This is a genomic window from Nonomuraea sp. NPDC049709 (genome assembly GCF_040674815.1).
In the GTDB taxonomy this organism is placed as follows: domain Bacteria; phylum Actinomycetota; class Actinomycetes; order Streptosporangiales; family Streptosporangiaceae; genus Nonomuraea.
Genome location: NZ_JBFANM010000019.1, coordinates 139,126 through 157,993, shown reverse-complemented (window position 1 = coordinate 157,993; position 18,868 = coordinate 139,126). Strand labels below are relative to the sequence as shown.

General features: G+C 69.4%; 16 protein-coding genes. 10 read left to right on the top strand and 6 right to left on the bottom strand.

What is annotated here, in order from left to right:
* Positions 1 to 67: 67 nt before the first annotated feature.
* From mtrA to AB0J69_RS21005, 6 genes are all read left to right on the top strand, one after another.
* Positions 68 to 745 (top strand): MtrAB system response regulator MtrA, encoded by a 678-nt coding sequence (gene mtrA, locus AB0J69_RS21030; RefSeq protein ID WP_043620615.1) that lies wholly within the window; start codon positions 68 to 70, stop codon positions 743 to 745.
* 17 nt (positions 746 to 762) lie between these two features.
* Positions 763 to 2,511: an MtrAB system histidine kinase MtrB gene (mtrB, locus tag AB0J69_RS21025; protein ID WP_364119450.1), complete on the top strand. Its 1,749-nt coding sequence runs from the start codon at positions 763 to 765 to the stop codon at positions 2,509 to 2,511.
* Entirely contained in the window at positions 2,498 to 4,234 is a 1,737-nt protein-coding gene (locus AB0J69_RS21020) for an LpqB family beta-propeller domain-containing protein (protein ID WP_364119447.1), read from the top strand. The genes mtrB and AB0J69_RS21020 overlap by 14 nt, the downstream gene beginning before the upstream one ends.
* Positions 4,235 to 4,286: 52 nt before the next feature.
* On the top strand, positions 4,287 to 5,045 hold the full coding sequence (locus AB0J69_RS21015; RefSeq protein ID WP_364119444.1) for a phosphoribosyltransferase family protein: 759 nt from the start codon (positions 4,287 to 4,289) through the stop codon (positions 5,043 to 5,045).
* Positions 5,046 to 5,672: 627 nt separating this feature from the next.
* Positions 5,673 to 6,341, top strand: a complete 669-nt coding sequence (gene raiA / locus AB0J69_RS21010) for a ribosome-associated translation inhibitor RaiA (protein WP_364119441.1) — start codon at positions 5,673 to 5,675, stop codon at positions 6,339 to 6,341.
* A 252-nt stretch (positions 6,342 to 6,593) separates the two neighbouring features.
* Positions 6,594 to 7,241 carry a response regulator transcription factor gene (locus AB0J69_RS21005; RefSeq protein ID WP_364119511.1) on the top strand — a complete coding sequence of 216 codons (648 nt, stop codon included), beginning with the start codon at positions 6,594 to 6,596 and terminating at the stop codon, positions 7,239 to 7,241.
* 368 nt (positions 7,242 to 7,609) lie between these two features.
* Here the strand turns inward: AB0J69_RS21005 and AB0J69_RS21000 are convergent, their stop codons facing one another.
* Positions 7,610 to 8,806, bottom strand: a complete 1,197-nt coding sequence (locus AB0J69_RS21000; protein WP_364119437.1) for a crosslink repair DNA glycosylase YcaQ family protein — start codon at positions 8,804 to 8,806, stop codon at positions 7,610 to 7,612.
* 429 nt (positions 8,807 to 9,235) lie between these two features.
* On the bottom strand, positions 9,236 to 9,496 hold the full coding sequence (locus tag AB0J69_RS20995) for an HGxxPAAW family protein (protein WP_364119434.1): 261 nt from the start codon (positions 9,494 to 9,496) through the stop codon (positions 9,236 to 9,238).
* 223 nt (positions 9,497 to 9,719) lie between these two features.
* On the opposite strand from AB0J69_RS20995, the gene secA reads away from it, so the two are divergent.
* Positions 9,720 to 12,509, top strand: a complete 2,790-nt coding sequence (secA, locus tag AB0J69_RS20990; protein ID WP_364119431.1) for a preprotein translocase subunit SecA — start codon at positions 9,720 to 9,722, stop codon at positions 12,507 to 12,509.
* Between the two features lie 64 nt (positions 12,510 to 12,573).
* Here the strand turns inward: secA and AB0J69_RS20985 are convergent, their stop codons facing one another.
* From AB0J69_RS20985 to AB0J69_RS20970, 4 genes are all read right to left on the bottom strand, one after another.
* Positions 12,574 to 13,017: an Rv3235 family protein gene (locus AB0J69_RS20985; RefSeq protein ID WP_364119428.1), complete on the bottom strand. Its 444-nt coding sequence runs from the start codon at positions 13,015 to 13,017 to the stop codon at positions 12,574 to 12,576.
* 194 nt (positions 13,018 to 13,211) lie between these two features.
* Positions 13,212 to 14,528 carry a PTS transporter subunit EIIC gene (locus AB0J69_RS20980; RefSeq protein WP_364119425.1) on the bottom strand — a complete coding sequence of 439 codons (1,317 nt, stop codon included), beginning with the start codon at positions 14,526 to 14,528 and terminating at the stop codon, positions 13,212 to 13,214.
* Positions 14,529 to 14,618: 90 nt separating this feature from the next.
* Entirely contained in the window at positions 14,619 to 15,932 is a 1,314-nt protein-coding gene (locus AB0J69_RS20975; RefSeq protein WP_364119422.1) for a PTS transporter subunit EIIC, read from the bottom strand.
* Between the two features lie 138 nt (positions 15,933 to 16,070).
* Positions 16,071 to 16,811, bottom strand: coding sequence for a GntR family transcriptional regulator (locus AB0J69_RS20970; protein WP_364119420.1), 741 nt, complete (start codon positions 16,809 to 16,811; stop codon positions 16,071 to 16,073).
* Positions 16,812 to 16,935: 124 nt separating this feature from the next.
* On the opposite strand from AB0J69_RS20970, the gene AB0J69_RS20965 reads away from it, so the two are divergent.
* From AB0J69_RS20965 to AB0J69_RS20955, 3 genes are read left to right on the top strand one after another with little or no spacing between them, the layout of a single operon-like run.
* Positions 16,936 to 17,970: an SIS domain-containing protein gene (locus AB0J69_RS20965; RefSeq protein ID WP_364119417.1), complete on the top strand. Its 1,035-nt coding sequence runs from the start codon at positions 16,936 to 16,938 to the stop codon at positions 17,968 to 17,970.
* A 38-nt stretch (positions 17,971 to 18,008) separates the two neighbouring features.
* Positions 18,009 to 18,245, top strand: a complete 237-nt coding sequence (locus tag AB0J69_RS20960; RefSeq protein WP_364119414.1) for a PTS glucose/sucrose transporter subunit IIB — start codon at positions 18,009 to 18,011, stop codon at positions 18,243 to 18,245.
* Between the two features lie 10 nt (positions 18,246 to 18,255).
* The gene (locus tag AB0J69_RS20955; RefSeq protein ID WP_364119411.1) at positions 18,256 to 18,702 is read left to right on the top strand and encodes a PTS glucose transporter subunit IIA; all 447 of its coding nucleotides are present in this window, start codon (positions 18,256 to 18,258) and stop codon (positions 18,700 to 18,702) included.
* The last annotated feature ends 166 nt before the right edge of the window (positions 18,703 to 18,868 follow it).

Here is an 18,868-nt window from a genome sequence, read left to right as displayed (position 1 = left end):
CCGACCAAGGGTAACCTTCAGCGATCGTGCGGGTATGTCCCACAATGCGTAGAACGAATGAGGGGCCATGAAAGGTCGCGTGCTGGTCGTCGATGACGACGCCGCTCTCGCCGAGATGCTGGGGATCGTGTTGCGGGGGGAAGGCTTCGAGCCGTCATTTGTCTCCGACGGCGACAAGGCCCTCGACGCGTTCCGGGATACACGCCCGGATCTGGTTCTGCTCGACCTGATGCTGCCGGGGGCCGACGGCATCGACGTCGCGCGCAGGATCAGGGCTGAGTCGGGGGTGCCCATCGTCATGCTCACGGCCAAGAGCGACACGATCGACGTCGTGCTCGGGCTCGAGTCGGGCGCCGACGACTACATCGTCAAGCCGTTCAAGCCGAAGGAGCTGGTCGCCAGGGTGCGGGCGCGGCTGCGCCGTACCGACGAGCCGACCCCCGAGATCCTCCAGATCGGCGACATCACCATCGACGTGGCCGGCCACTCGGTCAAGCGCGGCGAGGAGACGATCAACCTCACGCCGCTGGAGTTCGACCTGCTGGTGGCGCTGGCCCGCAAGCCGCGCCAGGTCTTCACCCGCGAGGTCCTGCTCGAGCAGGTGTGGGGCTACCGGCACGCCGCCGACACGCGGCTGGTCAACGTCCACGTGCAGCGGCTCCGGGCCAAGATCGAGAAGGACCCCGAGCACCCCGAGATCGTCGTGACGGTTCGCGGCGTCGGCTACAAAGCCGGCCCCGCCTAACCTCGCCCTACCCTGCCATGCCCCCGACGAAGAAGAAGAGATCCCGCCGACGCACGCTCCGCCAGATCCTCGGCGGAGTTCGCCGGCGGGTACGTCGCGCGGCAGGCAGGACGCGCCGCGCGTGGCGGCGCTCGCTGCAGCTCCAGGTGGTCACCAGCACGCTGGTGATCTCGGTCATCGTGGTGGTGGTGCTGGGGACGTTCCTGTTCGGCCAAATCAACAAGTCGGTCGTGGACAGCAGCCAGCGCTCCTCCAGCAGCGAGGCGTTCGCCGACCGGCTGCAGATCGCCGACGCGCTGGCCCCCGAGGCCGACGACCCGGCCAAGGCCGCCGACAGTGGCAAGCAGGGCTCGGGCATCCCGCTCGACGAGGTCATGGACACCATCACCGGCTCGGGCGAGGGCGGCTCGGAGAAGCGCTACGAGGTGCTGATCCTCAACCTGACGACACCTGGCGAGTCCCGGGCGTCGGGCAGCGTGACCCCGGCCAACGTGCCATGGGGGCTCCGGCTGAACCTGCAGCGCAACATCCGCGAGTACAAGTACGACAAAGCCGTCGGGTACACCGGGTCGATCAAGTTCGCCGGTGAGAGCCAGCCCAGGCTGACGTACGTGGTCGCCGGCGTCGTGCACCTGCCCATGAGCGGCGAGGACTACGAGGTCTACCACTTCTTCCCGTTCGACGAGGAAGAGGAGCTGCTGTCCAACGTCAGGCTCGCCATCGTCGTGGTGGGCCTCGGGCTCGTGCTGCTGCTGGCCGCCATCGCGTACCTGGTCGCCCGGCAGGTCGTCACCCCCGTACGCCTGGCGCGCCAGGCCGCCGAGCGGCTGGCCTCCGGCAAGCTGGACGAGCGGCTCAAGGTGCGCGGCGAGGACGACCTGGCCCGGCTGGCGAACTCGTTCAACGAGATGGCCGCCAACCTGGCGCTGAAGATCCATCAGCTGGAGGAGCTTTCGCAGGTCCAGCGGCAGTTCGTCTCCGACGTCTCGCACGAGCTGCGCACGCCGCTGACGACCGTGCGCATGGCCGCCGACCTGCTGTACGACGCCCGCGAGGACTTCGACCCGATGGCCGCCCGCTCGGCGGAGCTCATGCAGGCGCAGCTGGAGCGGTTCGAGTCGATGCTGGCCGACCTGCTGGAGATCAGCCGCTACGACGCGGGCGCGGCCACGCTCGACCTCGACTCCGTGGACATCCGCGACGTGGTGCTGCGCGCGATCGGCGACTCCGAGGCGCTGGCCGAGCGGCACGCCACCCGCTTCGAGCTCAGGCTGCCCAACGAGCCGTGCATGGCCGAGATCGACAACCGGCGGGTCGAGCGGATCCTGCGCAACCTGCTGTTCAACGCCATCGAGCACGGCGAGGGCCGGGACATCGTGGTCACCGTGGGCGCCGACAGGGACGCGGTGGCCGTCGCCGTACGCGACCACGGGATCGGGCTGAAGGGCGGGGAGGACACGATGGTGTTCGACCGGTTCTGGCGGGCCGACCCGTCGCGGGCCAGGACCATCGGCGGCACCGGCCTCGGGCTGGCGATCTCCCGCGAGGACGCCACGCTGCACGGCGGCTGGCTGCAGGCGTGGGGGCAGCCCGGCGAGGGCTCGCAGTTCCGGCTGACGCTGCCCCGGTCGGCCGGGATCGACCTGAAGGGCTCGCCCCTGTCGCTGGTGCCGCCCGAGATCGAGATGCGCCGTACGTGGCGCACCGCCATGACGCCCGTGCTGCTGCCGGCGACGGGAGACGGGGCCGGGCATGACGAGGACTAGGCGGCTCGGCATGGCGGTGGCGATCGTGGCCGCCGTGGTCTGCGCGGGCTCGGGCTGCACCGTGATCCCCGTGAGCGGCCCGTACACCGTGAACGACGCTGGGGGCGGCGACCCCCTCAGCAAGTCGTTCCAGCGCATGATCGCCATCCCGCCACAGCGCGACTGGGGCACCGAGGAGACCATCAGGGGCCTGCAGGCCGCGATGGCCGCCTATCCGGACGACCCGTCGATCCTGGAGCAGTACCTGACCCCCACGGCCCTGTCCAAGTGGAAGGACTCGGCCTCGGGCCCCGTGACGGTGATCGAGGACGGTTACGAGGTCGTGCCGCCCCCTCCGCGCGACGGCACGGAGACGACGCAGAAGGTCACGCTCAAGGGTCGCTATGCGGCCATCATCAACCAGGACGACTCGTACGCGCCGACGGCCGGGCCGTGGGTGAAGCCGTACGAGCTGGTCAAGGACCCGAAGGGCGGCTACCGCGTCAACGACCTGCCCTCCGGGCTCCTGCTCACCGCCGCCGACGTGGCGCGGGCGTACCGGCCGACGAACCTCTACTACCTCAACCGGGGCCTGCAGGACCGGCTGGTCGCCGATCGTGTACGCCTGCGGCTGAAGACCACCGAGACCTTCGCGCAGACCGTGCTCGAACGCCTGCTCAAGCCGCCGACCGGGGCCCTGCAGGGCGCGGTGACCTCCAGCTTCCCGTCCGGGACCGAGATCGAGTCGATCAGGTCGGGCGAGGAGCGCGTGGTGATCAGCCTGTCCGGCCCGCTCGACCTGAGCGACCTGAGCGCCGAGGCCAAACTGAGGGCCCAGATCCGGTACAGCCTCAACATGAACGAGATCGCCAAGGGCCGCATCATCGAGGTCCAGGTGGACGGCGAGCAATATGTCATCGACCGGCCCAACTCCGAGGAGAACTGGCTCGACGACAGCGGTGACACCGCCTACTACGTCGGCAAGGGCGCGATCCAGTACCTGGGCAAGGACGGCCCGGGGGGCGCCGTGGCGGGCGCGGCGGGGGAGCCGCGCGAGGGCTACTCCGGCTTCGCCCTCTCCAAGGAGCGCAACGGCCTGGTCGCCGCCAGGACCTCGACCGGCATCTCCGTGGCGGCCCTGACGCAGGAGGGACGCTGGCAGGAGGTCATTCAGGGCTCGGACCTCACGCCGCCCACCTGGCACCGCGACGGGTCCCTGTGGACGTACGACCGCAAGAACGCCGCCCTGCTGCGCTACGACCCCGGCAGCGGGCGGACCGTGCAGGTCGGCGTGCCCGAGCAACTGGACGGGCTCGACGTCACCCGGCTGAGGATCGCCAGGGACGGGGTCCGGGTGGTGGTGACCATCGGGAAGAACACCGTCCAGATCGGCGCGCTGATCGGTGAGGGCGCGGGGGCGACGCTGGGCAACCTCCAGTCACTGACCACGACCGAGGAGGGCGACGAGATCCTCGACGTCGTCTGGGGGGATGACGAGCACGTGCTCGTGCTGGTGGAGAGCAAGGCCGGGCAGATCCTCAGCGAGATCAACGTCGGCGACGGGGAGACCACCGGGGTGCCGCTGAAGGACCGGCTCGTGTCCCTGGCCGCCCTGGGTGACCGGGTGCTGGCGGAGGCGAAGGCGGACAACAGCACCAAACTCATCGAACTGGGCCAGGACCGGCAGACCTGGGCCCCCAAGATCGACTCCGGCGCCGGCGCCCCACTGTTCCCCCTGGGCTGATCCGTCGAGGTGCCGGCGGAAATCGTCGGTGGCGGGGGGCATGCTGGGCCGCGTGCTGAACGCCGTACTCGATCTGGTCCTTCCGCCCTCCTGCGCGGGGTGCGGCGCCAAGGGGGCGTCGTGCTGCGCGCGCTGCTTCACCGCCCTGACCGGCGCCCCGGCCAGGCGTGTCCCGAGGCCCGCGCCGCCCGGGCTGCCCGACTGCTGGGCGGCGGCCCCCTACGAGGGGGTCGTGCGCAGGACGATCGTGGCCTACAAGGAGCGGGGCGTCGTGTCCCTGGCGGGGGTGCTGGCGGAGGCGGTGACCCGGACGGTCGTGGCGGCCCTCGGGCACGCGGCCGAGTGGACGGGCGGCCGGTTCGTCGTCGGGCACGCGACCGAGTGGGCAGACGGGCGGTTCGCCGTAGGGCAAGCCGCCGAGTGGACGGGCGGGCGGTTCGCCGTGGTGCCGGTGCCGAGCACGCGGCGGAGCGTCCGGGCCCGGGGGCACGATCCCGTGGGCAGGCTCGCGACGCTGGTCGCCGCACGGCTGCGGGGGCTCGGGCTGGGGGCCGTGGTGTGGGCGGGGCTGGGGCAGACCAGGCGGGTGGCGGACCAGGCGGGCCTGAGCTCCGCCGAGAGAGGCTCCAACCTCGCCGGGTCACTTCAGGTGCGACCGGCCGCGAAAGCCCCTCCAGCGGCTCGTGCGCTGCTCGTGGACGACATCGTCACGACCGGCGCGACCCTCGCCGAGGCAGCCCGGGCCCTGCGGGCACACGGGGTCGTGGTGCCGCTGGCGGTGACGGCGGGCGCGACACGCCGAAGATCTTGAAACTCATTACGGTGACGGTGAGTAAAGAAAGATCCAAATCGTGATACTAGCCTGGAGGCCACATGTCACTTCCCTTGGGGCGGCGGTGGGGCTGCTCAGTGGACGGGAGGCCCACCCTCATAAGGGATGCCGATCGGTTAAATAGGGCATCGGAAGGCGCTTACCAACCCCACGAAAATCACGGAAAGTGATCCTTTGGCCGATGCTCCGGCTGACATTCGTGCTGGATGCGGATAGCGTTCTGACATGGCACCCGTTCGGGTCCGTGGTTGCGCAGGGTCGGGGTTCCCGGCTCTGCTAGCCGATGCCAGCCGCAGGCAAAACGGTCCACGTAAGGCGACTCTTTGTCGACCGATCACGGTGCGGCTTAGGGGTAAGTCCTGCCTTCCCGGGGGTCCAGATGTCCCCCGTCAGAAGAGAAGGGCAGTAGTGGCATCAGAGCTGCGAAACCCTCAGCAGGCGGATGTGGGGTCGAAGACCAGGTCGGCCGGGCGGGTGCCGCCCGAGTTCCCGGTGACGCCGAGTCGGAAGAGGGTAACGGTGACAGAAAGGCAGACAGAAGACCCCGTCCGACATGCACATCGTCGGGCGCTCTTGCTCAGTCGTTAGACGAAGGGGGGCTGTTGCATGGACATCATCGTCAAGGGCCGGCACACAGGAGTCAGTGATCGGTTCCGAGACCAAGTGACGACCAAGCTGGCCAGGATCGAACGTCTGGACAACAAACTCATCCGAGTCGATGTGGAGGTGTCGAAGGAACGCAATCCGCGCCTCGCCGGTCAGCGAGAGCGCGTAGAGCTCACCATTCACTCGCGAGGACCGGCCATTCGCGCCGAGGCCTCGGCCGACGACCGATTCGCAGCCCTCGACATGGCCCTCGACAAGCTGGAAGGCCGCCTCCGGCGGCTGGCCGACCGGCGCAAGGTCCATCACGGCAACCATTGCCCGCCCTCGGTGGCGCAGATCACCGCGACGCTCCCTGACGTCGCCGACCTCGCGCCCACCACGCAGCCCACCGTCCCAAAGCAGGCCGAGCCCGACGAGGACGAGCTGCAGCAGAAGAGCGACCAGCTCTACGACGACATCGTCCCGATCGAGATGGACGGCGACGGGCCGCTCATCGTGCGGGAGAAGTTCCACCGAGCGGAACCCATGACCATCGACCAGGCCCTGCTGGAGATGGAGCTGGTCGGACACGATTTCTACCTGTTCCGTGACAAGGAGAGCGGCCAGCCGTGCGTCGTCTACAACAGACGCGGCTACAACTACGGCGTGTTGCGGCTCGTAGAGCCCTGATCGCGCGCTAAAAGATCTTCTCGACCACCCGAGAACCGCCGGTACATGCCATCATGGCGGTTCAACGGCTCTGGCCCCCCGACGAGGAGGAGACGTGAGCGAGCTCAGTCAGGTAGAGATGAGCGAGCGAAGCGAGGGAAAGGCAGGCGCGAGGCGGACCGTCGCGAGGTGGACCGTCGCGAGGCGGATCGAGGAGGCCTCGTGACCGAGTCTGGCGAGGTCCGCACGCCGGCGAGCGAGCCGATCCGCGTGATGATCGTTGACGATCACGAGCTGATCAGGCGGAGCCTGGCGCTGGCGCTGGCCGCTGAGCCCGATATCGAGGTGGTCGGTGAGGCGAGCGACGGGCAGGAGGCGGTCGAACTGGCCGATCGCCTCATGCCTGACGTCGCGCTCATGGACGTACGCATGCCCCGGCAGGACGGGATCGAGGCGACGAAGGGCATCAAGGCCTCTGTCCCGAGCACCCGCATCATCATGCTGACGGTCAGCGACGAAGAAGAAGACCTCTTCGAGGCCATCAAGGCGGGAGCCACCGGCTACCTGCTCAAGGACGTCCAGATCAACGACGTCCCCGCCGCGGTGCGCGGCGTGCACGAAGGCCAGTCGTTAATCAACCCGGCGATGGCGGCCAAGCTGATCAGCGAGTTCGCCAACATGAGCCGCAAGGAGGCCGAGCGGCCTCCCCAGCTCCCCGTCCCCCGGCTGACCGAACGGGAGATGGAGGTCCTCCGGCTGGTGGCCAAGGGCATGAACAACCGCGAGATCGCCAAGCAGCTGTTCATCTCCGAGAACACCGTGAAGAACCACGTGCGCAACATCCTCGACAAACTTCAGCTTCACTCGCGCATGGAGGCCGTGGTCTACGCGGTACGGGAGCGGATGCTCGAGATCACCTGACCCGGCTCGGCTCAGACGGGACGGTTGGGCCTGATCCGCCTCGCAGGGCGGGCGGCCCGCGTTCGCTCGGCTGCCCGGCTCAGCGCCCGATTCGCTCGGCGCCCGCCGGTTCGGCTCAGCGACCGGCCTGCTCGACGCCCGCCGGTTTGGCTTGGCATCCGGTGTCGGCTCAGCGCCCGGCTCGGCTCAGCGCCTGGCTTGCTCGGCGACCGGTTCGGTTCAGCGCCGGTTCGGCTTGGCACCCGATCGTTCTCAGCGCCCGGTCGGCTTGGCCCGCCACGCCCGGAGGCTTAGCTCGGCAGTCCCGGCCCGGCTCAGACGACCCCTGGTCCGGATGGGGGCCGGCTGGGCGGCGAGGCCGGGCCGGCTCAGGTCGGGCGAGGGGCGTTCAGGATCGGGAGCAGCTCCGGGGGGTCGGCGCGTTCGACGCGTACGGCGTCGCAGCCCACCCACTCGGCCGCCGACCACAGGGCCTCCCGTAATGCGTCGGCCCACTTGGCGGCCGAGAGGCCGGGCTCCAGGCTGAGCTGCCTGGCCACCAGCGTGGAGCCCTCGCGAGCGGGGTCGACACGCCCGATCAGGCGGCCCCCGGACAACACCGGCATCGTGAAATAGCCGTGCACCCGCTTGTGCTTGGGGACGTAGAGCTCCAGCGTGTACGTGAAGCCGAACACCCGCTCGGTGCGCCCCCGGTGCCAGATGAGCGAGTCGAACGGCGACACCAGCGTCGTGCGGTGCCGGCCACGCGGCTCCGACTCCAGGGCCGCCGGGTCCGCCCACGCGTTGGCCAGGCCCTTCCTGCCCGGCCAGCCGCTCACCGTCACGGGCACCAGGCCCGCCGCGCCGCTGAGCAGGACCTCGTCGAGGATCGCCGCGTAGCGGCCCTTGAGGCGCAGGAAGTCGATGAGGTCGGTGCGGTTGGCCACGCCCAGCGATCGGCCCGCGATGCCGGCCAGGCGTACGACGCACTCCTCGTCGGACAGGTCTTCGGCCAGGAGGTCGGCGGGGACGACACGCTCGGCCAGGTCGTAGACGCGGCGCCAGCCCACGCGGCGGGTGCAGACCAGCTCACCGATGTCGAGCAGCCACTCCAGGCCGATCTTCGACTCGGACCAGTCCCACCACGGGCCGCCGTTCTTGGCGCCGCCCACGTCGGAGGTGGTCAGCGGGCCCGACTCGCGGACCTGGTCGAGGAGCTTCTCCACCCCGTCGGGGACCTCGTGCCAGCGATAACGCCGCTCGCGAAACGCCCGGCGGCGGAACGAATAGAGCGGCCAGTGCTCGATCGGCAGGATGCAGGCGGCGTGACACCAGTATTCGAAGCTCTGGGCGGGGTTGTGCCAGTAGGCGCGCTCGACGTCGGAGCGCCCCACCGCGCCCAGGCGGGCGTACGCGACCAGCTCGTGGGAGCGGGCCAGGACCGAGATCGTGTCGAGCTGCACGGCGCCCAGCCTGCGCAGCATGGCCCGCACCCCGCCCTTGCGCGCCTCGGCGCCGACGAAGCCCTGAGAGCGCAGGACGACCCGGCGCGCCTCATCGGGGGTCAGGTCGATCGCACCGGTCATGTCTGCGTGTACGTACGGCGATGCATGCGAGCAATCTAGCGGCGGGCACCGACAGAAAATCGGGCTGGTGCCACCAGGGCGGCGCCCGAAGCCACTAGGGCGGTACCCGGAATCCGCCAGGGCGGCGCCGGAAGGCCACCAGGGCGGCGCCCGGAATCCGCCAGGGCGGCGACGGCCGCCGCCAGAGCCCAGCAGGTGCCGTCAGGAACGGACCGGCGCTGTCAGAGCGGGGCGGGCGCTGACGGGAGCGGGGCGGCGCCTACAGGGCCGGGGGCAAGTGCCGACGGGGCCGGAGGCAGGTGCTAACGGGGCCTGGGGCGAGGCCGCACGTGCCGATCCGGGGCCGGGGTGGGGCCGTGCGTGTCGATCCGGGGCCGGGCATGGAAACGGCGGGCGGCCCGGGGTCGGGCGCCCGCCGGTGGAGCCTGCTCAGCGGTGATCTTCGGCGCGCATGCCCACGCGGGGCGCGTCGATCACGACATCGGTGAAGATGTCGAAGACGAGGGCGAGGACGCCGCCGACGACGAACACCCCGGCGCCGATCCAGACGAGCGTCCAGTTGGCGGCAGTCAGCCCGAAGCCGGCCACGACGGTTCCCACCAGCATCACGGTCACCGCGAGCCACGAAGACGCGCGCCCCCCGTGGCTGCCGAGATTCTCCGTTTGCTCCGACTTCTTCCCCTCAACCATGACTAATCCTTCCTTTGCCGGATATCCCGCATATTGGTGCGAGCCGGCGCTCAACCGGCATACCCTCTGCCTTGCCCCATTCTCCCAGACAGGTTCCGCGCCCACGTCGTCACGGTGGCTGTGTCTGGTTGCGGAACCGCCTACGATGGCAACGGGGAAGTTTGTCTCGGCCTCTCCTCCTGGCGGCGCCGCCGGGGTAGACCTGCGAGGAGCTTTACATAAAGTGGCAGCCATTCTCGACAAGATCCTACGTGCCGGCGAAGGCAAGATCCTGCGCAAGCTCAAGCGGATCGCAGACCAGGTCAACTCCATCGAGGACGACTTCACGAGCCTGTCCGACGCGGAGTTGCGTGCGCTGACGGACGAATTCAAGCAGCGCTATGCGGACGGCGAAACCCTCGACGATCTGCTTCCCGAAGCGTTCGCGACCGTGCGCGAGGCGTCCCGCCGCGTGCTCGGCCAGCGACCGTACGACGTGCAGATCATGGGTGGCGCCAACCTTCATCTGGGCAACATCTCGGAGATGAAGACCGGTGAGGGCAAGACCCTGACCTGTACGCTCCCGTCCTATCTCAACGCCATCTCCGGCAAGGGCGTGCACGTCATCACGGTCAACGACTACCTGGCCAAGCGTGACGCGGAGACCATGGGGCGCATTCACCGCTTCCTCGGCCTCGAGGTCGGATGCATCATCTCCGGCCAGCAGTCCGAGGAGCGGCGCAAGCAATACCAAGCCGACATCACCTACGGCACCAACAACGAGTTCGGCTTCGACTACCTGCGCGACAACATGGCGTGGTCGCTCGAGGAGTGCGTGCAGCGGGGCCACAACTACGCGATCGTCGACGAGGTCGACTCGATCCTGATCGACGAGGCCCGCACCCCGCTGATCATCTCCGGCCCCGGCGAGCAGTCGGGCAAGTGGTACCAGGAGTTCGCCAAGATCGTCCCGCGCCTGCGCAGGGGTGTCGAGGCGAAGAACCCGGGCGAGGAGAGCACCGGCGACTACATCGTCGACGAGAAGAAGCGCACGGTCGGCATCCTGGAGGCCGGTGTCGAGAAGGTCGAGGATTGGCTCGGCATCGACAACCTCTACAAGCCGGAGCACACCCACCTCGTCGGCTTCCTGAACAACGCGCTCAAGGCCAAAGAGCTGTTCAAGAAGGACAAGGACTACATCGTCTCCGACGGCGAGGTCCTGATCGTCGACGAGTTCACCGGCCGCATCCTGCACGGCCGCCGCTACAACGAGGGCATGCACCAGGCCATCGAGGCCAAAGAGGGCGTGAAGATCAAGGACGAGAACCAGACTCTCGCCACGGTCACCCTGCAGAACTACTTCCGCCTCTACGACAAGCTGGCCGGGATGACCGGCACGGCGGCCACGGAGGCCAACGAGTTCCACCAGACGTACAAGCTGGGCGTCGTCCCCATCCCCACCAACCGGCCGATGATCCGCAAGGACCAGGCCGACGTGGTGTACAAGACGGAGGACGCCAAGTTCGACGCGGTGGTCGAGGACATCAAGGAGCGCTACGAGGCCGGCCAGCCGGTGCTCGTCGGCACCACCTCGGTGGCGAAGTCGGAGCGGCTGTCGAAGGCGCTCAAGCGGCGCGGCGTGCCGCACGAGGTGCTCAACGCGAAGAACCACGCGCGTGAGGCGTCGATCATCGCCGAGGCGGGCCGCAAGGGCGCCGTCACCGTCGCCACGAACATGGCCGGTCGAGGCACCGACATCATGCTCGGCGGCAACTCCGAGTTCCGCGCCGACCTCGAGCTGCGCCAGCGCGGCCTCGACCCGGTCGAGACGCCGGAGGAATACGAGAAGGCCTACCCCGAGGCGCTGGAGAAGGCCCGGGCGGCGGTCCAGGCCGAGCACGACGAGGTCACCGCGCTCGGCGGCCTCTACGTCCTGGGCACCGAGCGGCACGAGTCGCGCCGCATCGACAACCAGCTCCGCGGCCGCTCCGGCCGTCAGGGCGACCCCGGCGAGTCGCGCTTCTACCTGTCGCTCGGCGACGATCTGATGCGCCTGTTCAACTCGGCCCGCGTCGAGATGATCATGACCAGGCTGCAGATCCCCGACGACCAGCCGATCGAGTCCGGCATCGTCTCCAAGGCGATCGCCTCCGCCCAGCACCAGGTCGAGCAGCAGAACTTCGAGATCCGCAAGGACGTTCTGAAGTACGACGAGGTGATGGACCGCCAGCGCAAGGTCATCTACGCCGAGCGCCACCGCGTGCTGGAGGGCGCCGACCTGCACGAGCAGGTGCGCGGCTTCGTCGGCGAGGTGATCCAGGGCTACGTCCAGGGCGCCACGGCCGAGGGCTTCGCCGAGGAGTGGGACCTCGACAAGCTGTGGAAGGCGTTCGGGGAGCTCTACCCGGTCTCCGTCCGGACCGAGGACCTCATCGAGGAGGCCGGCGGCCGCGAGGAGCTGACCGCCGAGCTCATCAGCGAGAAGGTCAAGGCCGACGCGCTGGCCGCCTACGACCGGCGCGAGGAGGAGTTCGGCGCCGAGACCATGCGTGACCTCGAGCGCCGCGTGATCCTCTCGGTCCTCGACCGCAAGTGGCGCGAGCACCTCTACGAGATGGACTACCTGCGCGAGGGCATCGGCATGCGGGCCTACGCGCAGAAGGACCCGAAGATCGAATATGCCCGCGAGGGTTACGAGATGTTCGCCGCGATGCTCGAGGGCATCAAGGAGGACTCCGTCGGCTTCCTGTTCAACCTCGAGGTGGAGGTCCAGGAAAACCCGATCGTCGAGGAAGAGGACGCGGTGCTGGCGGAGACCCGCTCGATCATCGCGCGCGGGCTGCGGGGGCCGGAGCGGCCCGCCGAGCTCGAATACTCCGCCCCCGGCGAGCAGGGTGAGGTCGAGCACGTGAAGGTCCGCACCACGCAGGAGGAGCGGGCGGCGTACGGGAACGTGGAGCGCAACGCGCCTTGCCCGTGTGGGTCGGGCAAGAAGTACAAGCGCTGCCACGGAGACCCGAAGCACGCGGCCTGATCCGAATTGCTTCGAAGACCCCCACTTTCCAGGTGGGGGTCTTTTTATTGGGGTCGCATGTCCGCTACGCCGTTTCGAAGTCGGTGCACAGCCATTGCAGTCCCTGTCTTTCCAGGCGTACGGCGAGGACGTGGTCGCGGTCGCCGCAGTGCACGAGGACGCACATTTCTATGGCGCCGTCGCGGGGCTCTTTCATGTGCACGCTCCCGGCGAACGGGGGCCGGCTGGCGTTGATCATCCGGCCGGCTCTCACCAGCTCCCGGTAGGCACGGCCGGTGAGCCGGTCGGCCATGGTCTCGGGCGGGCGGCGACCGGCGAGCACCTCGGCCAGGGCCTGCCCGAGGTGGCGGAGCTTGCGCTCGTCGGGCATGGCGCCCGGCGGGCCCCAAACCAGGGGGCGGGTGTCCAGGGCCAGCGCGCCCTGGGTGGCCGGGGTCCGCGGTGGTCGCTCCTCGTCGTGGGACGGCTCGGGGGCGGGGGTGAGGCCGATGCGGGGTGCCGGGGACACGCAATCCTCCAATTCCTTGGGTGAAGAAAGAATCGATATAAGGAGTTTTCGGCCCGGCTCAGGAATACAAATCGCGCCAACTTCTGCGGTCGGTGGCCGACTTCGTGCGTTTTTGCGGGGGAAGGTTGTGGGAAGTTGGATTCCCTCTCCTGGGGGTGCCAGGGTGTTGCGGGCCTGATCAGTGAGGTCTGGGGCTATCCCAAACCGTTTTGGTCAGTCGGTTCATGGATTTGGGTAACGTCCCTTTCCTGATCGGGCTCGCGGCCGGGGGTGGGCAGGTCGAGGGCGCGGATCAGGAGGGTGAACAGGGCGTAGTAGAGAAGCAGGTACACCAGGCCGAACAGGATGATCAGCCCCAGGCCGTGCGTGTTGGACTTGCCGGCGTTCAGCAGCAGGTCGATGGCGCCCCCCGAGAACGTGAAGCCCAGGCGGGCGCCGAGCTCGGCCATCAGGGCCATGGACAGGCCCGTCAGGAGGGCGTGGAGGACGAAGAGCGCGGGGGCGACGAAGATGAAGGCGAACTCCAGGGGCTCGGTGATGCCCGTGACGAAGGCCGTCAGGGCGGCCGAGAGCAGGATGCCCCCCACGGCGGGGCGGCGGGCCGGTGGGGCGGCTCGCCACATCGCGAGGGCGGCGCCCAGGAGGCCGAACATCATGACCGGGAAGAAGCCGGTCATGAAGATGCCCGCCCCCTGCTCGCCGGCGAAATAGCAGTTCAGGTCACCCGCCGCGTTTCGAGTCGCGCCGTCCACGCCCGCGTGGCACTCCGGGAGGGTGAACCACACGATGGTGTTGAGGAAGTGGTGCAGGCCGACGGGGATGAGCAGGCGGTTGGCCACGCCGTAGATGCCGGTCCCGGCCGTGCCGTGGGCCGAGAGCCAGTCGCCGACCTCCGCCAGCCAGTCGCCCACCGGGCGCCAGAGGAGGCCGAAGGCGACGCCCAGGACCAGGGCGGCGACGGCGGTGATGATGGGCACGGCGCGGCGGCCGCCGAAGAAGGCCAGCCAGGCGGGCGGCTTCAGGCGGTAGAAGCGCTGCCAGAGGAGGGCGGCCGTGATGCCGATGAGGATGCCGCCCAGCACGCCCGTGGGGTTCGGGGCGCCCACGTTGAGGGTGGGTGCGCCGTTCTGGAGGGTCACGGCGACCTTGGTGTAGACCGCGCCGTGCCCCGCCTCGAAGAACAGGGTCTTGGTCACGTGGTCGAAGACCAGGTAGCCGACCAGGGCCGCCAGCGCCGTCGAGCCGTCGGACTTGCGGGCGAAGCCGATCGCCACCCCCACCGCGAACAGCAGCGGGAGGTTGTCGAAGAGGGCCCCGCCGGCCGCGGCCATGACCCTGGCCACCGGGAGGAGCCAGGGCAGGGTGCCGCCCAGGCCGTCCTTGCCGAGCATGTCGTCCTGGCCGAAGCGGTAGAGCAGGCCCGCGGCCGGGAGCACCGCGATGGGCATCATGAGCGAGCGGCCAATGCGTTGCAGCACGGCGAAGGTCGATGACGACCAGGCTGCGCGCATGGTCCTGGTCACCCCCCGCGGCAGGTGTGTCCGTTCGTGACGCGGGGGTTGGAGGGTTACTACCCCCTGGCGGTTCCGCGGGAAACGCCGCTAGGTCTCGCCGGAGTCGAGGTCGGGCTCGGGTTCCCGGCCGGGGGTCAGGATGTTGAGCCTGCGGATCAGGAACGTGAACACGGCGTAGTAGAGCACGCCGTAGATCACGCCCAGGAGCAGGATGCCGGGCAGGTTCTCGGTGTTCGACTTGCTGGCGTTCAGCAGCATGTCCAGCAGTCCGGCGGAGAAGCCGAAGCCGAGCTGGCCGCCGATCAGCGTGGTCAGGGCCATCGCCAGGCCCGTCAGGATCGCGTGGACCACCAGCAGCAGGGGGGCCACGAAGATGAAGGCGAACTCGATCGGCTCCGTGATCCCCGTGACGAACGACGCCAGCCCCGCCGACAACATGATGCCGCCCACCGTGGCCCGCCGGTGCCTGGGCGCCGCGCGCCACATCGCCAGGGCGGCGGCCGGCAGGGCGAACATCATGACGGGGAAGAAGCCGGCCATGAACTGGCCCGAGTGCGGGGCGCCGCCGAAGTAGCAGTTCCAGTCGCCGCCCAGCACCCGGCCGCCGACGTCGCACTGTGGCACCACGTACCAGACCACCGAGTTGACGAAGTGGTGCAGGCCCAGGGGGATGAGGAGGCGGTTGATCAGGCCGTAGATGCCGGTGCCGATCGGGCCGATGGCGGTCAGGGCCTCGCCGCCGTGCCGGATCCACTCGCCGATCACCGGCCAGAGCCAGCCGAAGACCACGCCGATGAGCAGGGCCACGATCGAGGTGATGATCGGTACGAAGCGCCGCCCCCCGAAGAACGCCAGCCACGACGGCAGCTTGATGCGGTGGAAGCGCTGCCAGAGCAACGCCGCGACCAGGCCCATGACGATGCCGCCGAGGACCTTGGTGGGGTTCTGCATACCGTAGTTGATGATCTCCTTGATGCCCTGGTCCTGCACCTCCTTGATGCTTACGGTGTCCCGGATGTCCGAGCCGAAGAACATCACCTTCGTCACCCGGTCGAAGACCAGGTAGCCGACCACGGCGGCGAGGGCCGTGGAGCCGTCGGACTTGCGGGCGAAGCCGATGGCCACGCCCACGGCGAACAGCAGCGGCAGGTTCTCGAACAGCGCGGCCCCGGCTGCCGCCAGCACGTCGGCCACCTGGTTCATCCAGGCCAGGCCCGCCACGTCGGCCAGCCCGCCCGGCTCGGCGCCGTTGGAGCCGAGCATGTCGGGCTGGCCGAAGCGCAGCAGCAGGGCGGCCGCCGGCAGGGCGGCGATGGGCAGCATCAGGGAGCGGCCCAGCCGCTGGAGCACGGTCATCACGCGAGCGAACGGCGAAGGCCGGGCGGCGGTGGTCTCGTTCACCGGTCGTTCCTCCGGGGCCTGTGGGGCCAGGACTGGACTCTGGGTTCGATCCTCCGGGAGCCGGGTATCGCGGGGAACGGGTTTCTCCGGGACTCTCCGAGGGGGTAGGGGTGGCGGCGGTGAAGGACCGGTCGGGTGTCAGCTCCGCCTGGAGGGCATCTCGAGGAGGGTGCGCAGCTGGTAGCGGTCCGCGCGGTACGTGGACACGCCCAGCTCCGCGCAGGCGCCGCCCGAGAACGACCGGCGCTGCAGCAGCAGTACGGCCCCGCCGCGCGGCAGTTTCAGCAGGTCGGCGTCGCTCGGGTCGGCGATGCCGCCGTCGATGGTGAGCTCCCCGGCGTCCATGACGAGCCCGTAGCGGCTCTCCAGCAGCTCATACAGTGATTTATCCGACAAGTCGTAGTCGGCCAGGTCCGGGGCGAGCTTGACCGGGATGTGGGCCCGTTCGATGGACAGCGGCTCGCCGTCGGCCGTACGCAGGCGCTCGATGAAGTGCACCTCCTCGCCCGGCTGGATGCCCAGCTCCTTGGCCAGATGGGCGCTGGCGCGCACGATCCGGCGGTCGAGGTCGCGCGAGCCCGGGATCATGCCCCGCGCCCGCATGTCGTCGGTGAACGACGTGAGCTGCAGGGCCAGCTCGATCTTCGGCCGGGCGACGAACGTCCCCTTGCCGGGCACGCGGTGCAGGCGGCCCTCGGACACGAGGTGGTCGACGGCCTGCCGTACGGTCATCCTGGACAGGCCGAAGCGCTGGCAGAGCTCGCGCTCGGACGGGATGGCCGCCCCGATGCTGAGCTCGTCGCTGTCGATGAGGTCCAGCAGGATCTCGCGAAGCTGGAAATACTTGGGCACCGGGCTGTCCGGATCGATGTGCGCCACGGATCCTCCCCTCGTCACTACCTGGGCAATGGGCTATGGTTCGTACTGGTCTAGTCCGGACTAGACCACATGTCGCGAAAGACGGTCAAGTCTGAACCGCAATGAGTTGAGGGATGAGCCCGAGATGACCACCAAGATGCGCAGCGAGATCGCCGAGCAGCCGACCGCGCTGCGGGCCACGCTGGACTCCCTGCTCCCCAAAGTCGATGAGATCAAGGCCATGGGCGAGCAGACTCGCCAGTTGCTGTTCATCGCACGTGGCACCTCCGACAACGCAGCAGTGTACGGGCGCTACCTGGTCGAATCGCACGCCGGGCGGCTGTCCGCGCTGGCCGCGCCGTCGATCGCGACCACGTACAAGCGCCGCCTCGACCTGGATGGCGTGCTGGCGGTCGCCATCTCGCAGTCGGGGCGGACCGAGGAGATCGTCGAGACGCTGACCTGGGCCAAGGACTGCGGGGCCAAGGCCGTCGGCATCACGAACGGGGGCCCGGACAGCCCGCTGGCGCAGGCGGCCGACGTCGCCCTGTGCACGGTGGCGGGCGAGGAGAAGGCCGTCCCGGCCACGAAGACGTACACGACGCAGCTCGCGGCCCTGGCGGTGCTCGCGATCGGGCTGGGCGCGGACGTCGACGCGGACGAGCTGCAGCGGGTGCCCGAGGCGGTGGAGAAGCTGGTCGCGGAGCCGGGGGACCTGGACGCCGTGGTCGAGGGGCTGCTCGACAAGCCGGGCGTGGTCGTGTCCGGGCGAGGGCTGGCGTTCTCGACGGCGCTGGAGACCGCGCTGAAGCTCAAGGAGGCCTGCTACCTGCACGCCATGGGCCTGTCGTACGCCGACCTGCTGCACGGCCCCATCGCCGTGGTGGACGCCGACACGCCGGCGCTGCTGGTGGCCTCCGAGAACAGCCCCACGCTGCAGGGGACGGTCGCGCTGGCCGAGCGGGTCGTGGCGGCGGGGGCGGCGGCGTACACGATCGGGGGCGGCACCGCGCTCGCCCAGGCCGGTACGGCCGCGCTGAACGGCCCCGACCTGCCCGAGTGGCTGGCCCCCATGGGCCTGATCGTGCCGGGGCAGCTGCTCACCGAGGCGCTGGCCCGCCGGCTCGGCATCGACCCCGACGCGCCGCGCGGCCTGAACAAGGTCACCCAGACCGACTGATCTAGCCTGGTCAGAGTGCTAGTCCTAGGGAGGACCGGATGGCGGCGGATGTGAATGCGATCATCGCCGGGCTGGGCGGCGCCGACAACATCATCGACATCGAGCCCTGCATCACCCGCTTGCGCACCGAGGTGCGCGACGCGGCCAAGGTGGATCAGACGGCGCTGAAGGCGGCCGGCGCGCATGGCGTGATGGCCGCGGGGAACGTGGTCCAGGTCGTCGTCGGACCGGAGGCGGACACGATCGCCAGCGACATCGAGGACATCATCGGCTAAGGGCGAGACCATGACGACTGTTCTCGCCCCGGTTGAGGGGGCAGCTGTGGGGTTGGCCGCCGTGCCCGATCCGGTGTTCGCGGCGGGCCTGGTCGGGCCGGGAACGGCGATCGATCCGCTGCGGGGGCCCGGGAATGCCCTGGCCCCCATAGCGGGAAAAATAATGAAACTGCACCCGCACGCGTACGTCATCGTGGGGGACGACGGCAAGGGCGTGCTGGTGCACCTGGGCATCGACACTGTCCAGCTCAAGGGGAAGGGGTTCCAGTTGCTGGCGGCCGAGGGCGACAGGGTGAGCGCCGGGCAGCCGGTCGTCGCCTGGGACCCGGCGGTCATCGAGGCGGGCGGCCGCTCGCCGGTCTGCCCCGTGGTCGCGCTGGACGCGTTCTCCGAGGCCCTGAGCGGGGTCCGGGAGGGCGCGGTGCACGCGGGAGACGAGCTCTTCAGATGGGAATAGTGGCCGCTCCGGCCGGCTTCGATGTGACGCCGGTCGCTGCCTCCGTATTGGGCCGGACCCGTCACAATAGGCCCGGCACAATAGAGAAGCGCCTGATTTGCCCCGAGCGGCCGGCGCTGACGTCCACAGGTCCGGGTGGTCTGGACCGGCACAGAAGGAGGAGCGG